Raw genomic sequence first — 6,572 nt, 5'->3', positions numbered from 1 at the left:
TTAAAGTTAATGATTCACTCTTTGTATTCAAATCATGAAATATTTTTGCGTGAATTAATTTCAAACGCATCGGATGCATTGGATAAACGCCGTTTTGAAGGTTTGACAGATGCTAAATTGATCGAGAATCAAGGTAATCCTGAAATCTTCATCACAATGGATGCTGAACAAAAAACATTAACCATTAGAGATAATGGTATCGGTATGAATCGTGATGAAGTGATTGAGAACATTGGTACAATCGCTAAATCAGGGACAAAAGCATTCTTGGAAAAATTAGAAGAGAATCAAAAAGATGCATCTAATTTGATTGGACAGTTTGGTGTTGGTTTCTACTCCGCATTCATCGTTGCAGATAAAGTGACATTAACAACACGTAAAGCTGGTGAGCCAGAAGATAGCGCTGTGATTTGGGAATCAACGGGTGAAGGTGAGTTTTCATTAGAAAATACATCGAAAGCAGTAGCAGGTACGGAAATTACATTGCATATGCGTGATGAACACATAAATTTATTGAACGAGTGGTCGATCCGTTCAATCATTACGAAGTATTCTGATCACATTGCCTATCCTGTGATGATGGAAATTGAACGCACAAAAACTGTGCCAGCTGAACAAGAAGGTGAAGAGCCAACAACAGTTTCAGAAATTGAAATTGAACAAATTAACTCTGCAACATCTATTTGGCAACGCGATAAAAAAGATGTGACAGATGATGAATATAAAGAGTTTTATAAGCACATTAGTCATGATTATGCAGATCCTCTGTTGTGGTCACATAACAAAGTGGAAGGAAAAGTTAATTACACATCTCTACTATTTGTGCCAGAACATGCGCAACAAAATATGTGGGAGCAAAATCAGGATTATGGTTTGCAGCTTTATGTTCGCCGCGTGTTCATCATGAATGCGACAGACAAATTGATTCCTCGTTATTTGCGTTTTGTGAAAGGCGTTGTGGATACAGCGGATTTACCATTAAATGTGTCTCGTGAGATTTTACAATCATCTTCTACGTTGGATTCTATTAAGCAGGGTGTGACGCGTCGTGTGTTAACGATGTTGAATAACTTGGCAACAGGGGATGAGAAAGAAAAATATGCAACATTCTATAAAGAATTTGGTCGTGTGATTAAAGAAGGTATTGGCGAAGATGCATCGAACAAAGAAAACATCGCTAAACTTTTACGCTTTGCTTCTACAAAAAATGATGCGGAAGAAGTTTCATTTGCAGATTACATCGGCAGAATGAAAGAAGGGCAAGAGAATATCTATTTCATCACAACTGATAACTTGAATACTGCAAAAAATAGCCCGCATTTAGAAATTTATCGCTCTAAAGGCTATGAAGTGATCTTGATGACAGATGTGATCGATGATTGGATGATGGGCTTCTTATCTGAATTTGAAGGTAAAAAATTTGTGAACATTGCGAAAGGCGATGTAAATTTGGATGATAAAGCCGAAGATGAGAAAAAAGAAAAACCAGAATTAACGAATGAAGATAAAGCAATCATCGATAAGATCACGAATGTATTGGGTGAAAAAGTTGAGAATGTGAAAGTTTCTAAGCGTTTAACGAATTCAGCTTCAGTATTGGTTCGCAATGAATATGCTTTAAGTAGTCATTTTGAAAAAATGTTGAAAGAAGCAGGGCATGATGTGCCAAGTATGAAACCTTGGTTAGAAATCAATGTGAAGCATCCATTAGTTGAACGTATTGCGCGCGAAACTGATAATGCGATTGCAGATGATTTGGCGATGCTAATTTATGAAGAAGCATTATTATTGGAAGGTTCTCAGTTAGAAAACCCATCTGAATTCGTCAATCGTTTAAATAGATTGATGAAATAGTATGCAGAATGAGATAAAGCCTACTTTTTAAGCAAAATTAGGCTTTACAACTGAGATTTTTTCTCTATAATACATCTCACTTCTTACGGAGAAGTGGCCGAGAGGCTGAAGGCGCGCCCCTGCTAAGGGCGTATACGTTAATAGCGTATCGAGGGTTCGAATCCCTCCTTCTCCGCCAGATTATGCGATTGAGCCCTTGTTTTACAAGGGCTTTTTTGTTTTTATGCTTAGGAAGCATACTAAGTAAAATTCCATGTTGTCAGTCAATACAACATGATTATTGAGGAAATAGAATGACAACAGCAGATTTTTATATATATAAAATTAAGAAAGATGGCCAAGGTAATATTGCTGGCGTGAGAATTAGGCGTGTAGACGTTGATCAAGATGGTAAAATAACGGTGAAAGGCTCTAGATATGCTGTGAAAGGTTTGATTTGTGATTTATTGAAAACAAGTAAATTGAAGATTCAAACAGCTGCGTATTCAAAGAATCAAAAATTATGGACAGTGTTGAACGATGTAAGTTTGGTTGTAGAAGGTGATAAAGAATATCTAAGAATTGATGGCGAACGCACATTGAAAGATGATCTAGGTACTTTGCCTGAATTCTTATAGTTTGTGATGATAGGATGACTCAAGCCTCAGTATTTAATCTGAGGTTTTTTATTGAAATGTAGAAAAGTCTACAAGAAATATAAATTATTTAAGGCTTAATAACCCTACGGCTAGGATCGCAAAGAATATAGCAAGAAAAGAATAGATTAATTTTTCAGTATAAATACACAATATAGAGTGATCGGCGCTATCTAATGGGCTACCAAAAAAGTGGAAATCGAGAACTATATTAGCAGTAGCTAGTAACGCAAGGACGATTGATATTATGATTGCAATTGTTAATTTGATAGGCATTTAATATCTCTTAACATTTCAGGGGTGAATCTATATTATGCCATAATAATTTTTTACATTTATTTAAAAAATTATTTGCAGAGGCTGTTTACCAGCCTTTTTTTAATGATTCTTTGAGACTAGCAATTGTTGCAGAAATTCTATCTATGCCTTTATTAATATCTTCCTCTTGAACGTCAAAAGAATCATTACATGTATTGCAGTAAGTTACGGGGTTGTTTTTAAGATGTTTGATGGTTTCTGAAACGATTCTAGAGCACTTAGGGCATTTAACATTAATGGAGTGAGTTTCAAGATCTAAGTTACTCATGGTTTTCCTTTTTAACTATGTTCATTACAAATGGGATAATAGGATAGTACATTAAAAGAATATCTGTTGAAATATGTTTGTTTTCTATAATTTCCTTGCGTACTATGGCTGTGGTTAAGCAATAAAGTAATAAGATAAAGTAAAGGAGATGAATCATTTAATGAAAACAATCGTAATGTTGAATGATGTCACAGATGTATTTAAAGCTGATGTTTTCGAAAATCTTGCAGAAGAGTTAACAGAAGCTGGCTTTGATCTGATATTTCCAAAAAATGCAGATGATTTATTGGATTTGTTACGAAAAAATGCTCGTATTGGTGGAGTGATCTTTGATTGGGATCATCATAATTTGGTATTGAGTCGAGCAATTTCTAAGATCAATGGAAAACTGCCAGTATTTACATTCATCAATGATAATACGATTTTAGATTTTGCTTTCAGTGATTTAGCCATCAATATTCATTTTCATAATTACATTTTGAATCATGTCACGGATATTGTGGATCGCATTGAACTCAAAATCGAAGAATATATTCATGATTTATTGCCAACATTTACGAAAGCATTATTTGATTATGTTCATAAAGAAAAATATACATTCTGTACCCCGGGGCATATGGGCGGTGCTGCATTTGAGCAAAGCCCTGTTGGTTCTTTGTTTTATGATTTCTATGGTGAAAATGCGATGCGCTCGGATGTTTCTATCTCTGTTGAGGAGCTTGGTTCATTATTGGATCATTCAGGGCCACATAAAGAGGCTGAAGAGTTTATTGAAGAAGTTTTTAATGCGGATCGAAGTTTCATTGTAACCAATGGTACATCTACAGCGAATAAAATTGTCGGTATGTATGCTTGCCCAGCTGGTAGCACTATTTTAGTGGATCGTAATTGCCATAAATCCATTACACATTTAATGATGATGACAAATCTTGTGCCAATCTATTTATGCCCAACTCGTAATGCTTATGGGATTTTGGGCGGCATTCCAAAGCATGAATTTACAAAAGAGCATATTCAAAAATTAGTCGATATAACGCCAAAAGCAACTTGGCCAGTGCATGCTGTGATCACAAACTCAACGTATGATGGAATTTTTTATAATACTGATTATATTAAAAAAATATTGCCTGTGAATTCTATTCACTTTGATTCTGCTTGGGTGCCTTATACAAATTTTCATCCGATTTATGATGGTAAATCTGGTATGGGCGGTGAACGGATTGAAGGTAAAGTAATTTATGAAACGCAGTCTACACATAAATTATTGGCGGCATTTTCACAATCTTCCATGATTCATGTAAAAGGTAAAATTAACGAACGCACCTTCAATGAAGGTTATATGATGCACACAACGACATCACCGTTGTATAGCATTGTGGCATCGTGTGAAACAGCGGCAGCAATGATGCAAGGTGAATCAGGCAAGAATTTGATGCAACAGGCGATTGATCGTGCAATCAATTTTCGTAAAGAGATCATTCGCTTGAAATCAGAATCCCCCGATTGGTTTTTTGATATTTGGCAACCAAGTAATATCAATGAAGCTGAATGTTGGCCATTGAATCCTAACAGTCAATGGCACGGCTTTCCAAAGCCTGATGAAGATCATTTGTATTTAGATCCTATTAAAGTAACAGTTTTAATGCCAGGCATGGATGCCCAAGGTAAATTGGATAAAACAGGGATTCCAGGATTGGTTGTGGCGAGATTTTTAGACGAACGAGGCATCATCATAGAAAAAACTGGCCCATATACTTTACTATTCTTATTCAGCATGGGTATTGATGAAACGCGCGCATTGACATTATTACGTAGTTTGATGGATTTTAAACGCATTTATGATGCTAATTTAACGATTCGCGATGCAATGCCTGATCTATATGCTGTGAATCCTGAATTCTATGTGGATATGCGTATTCAGGATTTAGCTCAGGGCATTCATCAATTAATGATCAAATATGATCTGCCAAATCTAATGTATGAAGCTTTTGATCATTTGCCAGAAATGGAAATGACACCGCATGAAGCTTATCAAGAAGAGATTAAAGGTAATGTAACGGAATGTTTATTATCTGAAATGGTCGATAAAGTAAGCGCTAATATGATTTTACCATATCCACCAGGTGTGCCTTTGATTATGCCAGGTGAAAAAGTCACGAAAGATAATCTGCCTGTATTACGATTTTTAGAAATGCTCTGTGAGCGTGGCACTCATTATCCAGGATTTGAAACGGATATTCATGGCGTTTATAAAAATGCCGATGGGCAATATGTTGTACGTGTTTTAATATAATCTTTTATGACAACACTAAATCCACTTTAAATATTTAAAGTGGATTTAAATTGATAGTAAATGAGTTAGATTTGTTTTAAATATTCTGTTTGAATTGTGACATAATCACATTGTTCAGAGCCTGAATCACAAACACTTTTAATGGCTTTATCCATTGCGGCGCGATCTTTGCCATGAGAAAGTGATTCAAATGCTGTCAATTGAGCAGCTTGATCTGTATTTTGACATTCATTTTTCACAAAATAATTTAAAGAATAATTAATCGCTTCAGTATTATCAAAATCCATCGGGTGGACGAAGAAAATGGGTTGAGCTGTTGCTAATGAGAATGTTGCACCTAATAAAGCTGTCATGATAATTTTTTTCATTTTGATCATCCTTCAACAATTAATGTGTGTCTTTGTTGAATTGAATACTAAATCGCTTCTGAGCTAGATACAATCGAGATATGACATAATGCTAGCTACGATCAAGATTAGTGCGATTAATCGATAAATTTTAGATATTGATCAATCATTGTGTTTGCTAAAATCTAATTGGGAAACGATAATTAAAGATTCTTGCAGAATATTAAGAATATCAAAAGTGGTGACACAACCATGCAAAGTAGGGTGCTATTTTGTGGTGCATGATTACTGATATCAAGGAGCATATTATGCCGATTATGCAACAATTGCCGTTTACAATACGCTGCCAAAGCTGTCATTGGACCTTATCTGAGAGTAGCGATGCGATTGATTTGCCTTATGCATGCCCAAGATGCGGTCAAACAAAACTTAAATATGAAGCTAATACACAACATTCATCTTCAAATATTCTTTTGCCGAAGAATGAAAATACTTCAAAGCTCATCAATTATTTGAAGAAATTATTCGGTGTGTAATTATTGATTAAATTTTTTGATTTAAAGTCGATATAATCTTGTCATTGATAAAGATAATGAGTGATTGTATGTCCAATAAAAATTTACAGTTAGCATTTCGTTTAGCAAGTATTCTAACGAAGTTAAATCGAGGCGATCGTTTAGAAATCAGTCGCTTGGCAGAAGAGTATAATGTTGAAACAAGGACAATTAATCGCGATTTGCGTGATCGTTTTGCATTTTTAGATTGGGATGAGTTTGGCCCAAAATATTATAGTTTAGCTAAATCCTCATTGGGGCGTTTATATAAAGAAGATATTGAGCGTTTTGCGCATTTTGCAA

Annotated in this window: 6 protein-coding genes, 1 tRNA gene and 1 pseudogene; 6 read left to right on the top strand and 2 right to left on the bottom strand. The window is 35.1% G+C overall.

Annotated elements, in window-relative coordinates; all coding sequences use genetic code 11:
• The 3 genes from htpG to BZK14_RS04455 all read left to right on the top strand — a co-directional run.
• The coding region (htpG, locus tag BZK14_RS04465) for a molecular chaperone HtpG (protein ID WP_077925371.1) at positions 1-1,854 on the top strand (1,854 nt) is incomplete at its 5' end.
• A gap of 87 nt (positions 1,855-1,941) precedes the next feature.
• Positions 1,942-2,032: transfer RNA gene (locus BZK14_RS04460), tRNA-Ser, on the top strand.
• A gap of 115 nt (positions 2,033-2,147) precedes the next feature.
• Entirely contained in the window at positions 2,148-2,471 is a 324-nt protein-coding gene (locus BZK14_RS04455) for a hypothetical protein (RefSeq protein WP_077925370.1), read from the top strand.
• A gap of 382 nt (positions 2,472-2,853) precedes the next feature.
• On the opposite strand, the gene BZK14_RS04445 is transcribed toward BZK14_RS04455, so the two are convergent.
• The gene (locus BZK14_RS04445) at positions 2,854-3,075 is read right to left on the bottom strand and encodes a hypothetical protein (RefSeq protein WP_077925368.1); all 222 of its coding nucleotides are present in this window, start codon (positions 3,073-3,075) and stop codon (positions 2,854-2,856) included.
• Positions 3,076-3,235: 160 nt separating this feature from the next.
• Here BZK14_RS04445 and cadA point away from each other — a divergent pair, with 160 nt between their 5' ends.
• On the top strand, positions 3,236-5,368 hold the full coding sequence (cadA, locus tag BZK14_RS04440) for a lysine decarboxylase (RefSeq protein ID WP_077925367.1): 2,133 nt from the start codon (positions 3,236-3,238) through the stop codon (positions 5,366-5,368).
• Positions 5,369-5,433: 65 nt separating this feature from the next.
• On the opposite strand, the gene BZK14_RS04435 is transcribed toward cadA, so the two are convergent.
• The gene (locus tag BZK14_RS04435; protein ID WP_077925366.1) at positions 5,434-5,736 is read right to left on the bottom strand and encodes a hypothetical protein; all 303 of its coding nucleotides are present in this window, start codon (positions 5,734-5,736) and stop codon (positions 5,434-5,436) included.
• Between the two features lie 287 nt (positions 5,737-6,023).
• Here BZK14_RS04435 and BZK14_RS04430 point away from each other — a divergent pair, with 287 nt between their 5' ends.
• Positions 6,024-6,251, top strand: a complete 228-nt coding sequence (locus BZK14_RS04430) for a hypothetical protein (protein ID WP_077925365.1) — start codon at positions 6,024-6,026, stop codon at positions 6,249-6,251.
• Positions 6,252-6,319: 68 nt separating this feature from the next.
• A pseudogene (locus BZK14_RS04425) lies at positions 6,320-6,572 on the top strand (HTH domain-containing protein); the annotation flags it as partial.

The sequence above is a fragment of the Wohlfahrtiimonas larvae genome (assembly GCF_002006755.1).
In the GTDB taxonomy this organism is placed as follows: domain Bacteria; phylum Pseudomonadota; class Gammaproteobacteria; order Cardiobacteriales; family Wohlfahrtiimonadaceae; genus Wohlfahrtiimonas; species Wohlfahrtiimonas larvae.
Note: the sequence above shows the minus strand (reverse complement) of the source record. Positions and strands in the feature narration are given on the sequence as shown.

Coding starts and splice junctions, on each gene's coding strand:
- BZK14_RS04455 (WP_077925370.1), top strand. CDS start 2,148: ATGACAACAGCAGATTTTTATATATATAAAATTAAGAAAGATGGCCAA.
- BZK14_RS04445 (WP_077925368.1), bottom strand. CDS start 3,075: ATGAGTAACTTAGATCTTGAAACTCACTCCATTAATGTTAAATGCCCT.
- cadA (WP_077925367.1), top strand. CDS start 3,236: ATGAAAACAATCGTAATGTTGAATGATGTCACAGATGTATTTAAAGCT.
- BZK14_RS04435 (WP_077925366.1), bottom strand. CDS start 5,736: ATGAAAAAAATTATCATGACAGCTTTATTAGGTGCAACATTCTCATTA.
- BZK14_RS04430 (WP_077925365.1), top strand. CDS start 6,024: ATGCCGATTATGCAACAATTGCCGTTTACAATACGCTGCCAAAGCTGT.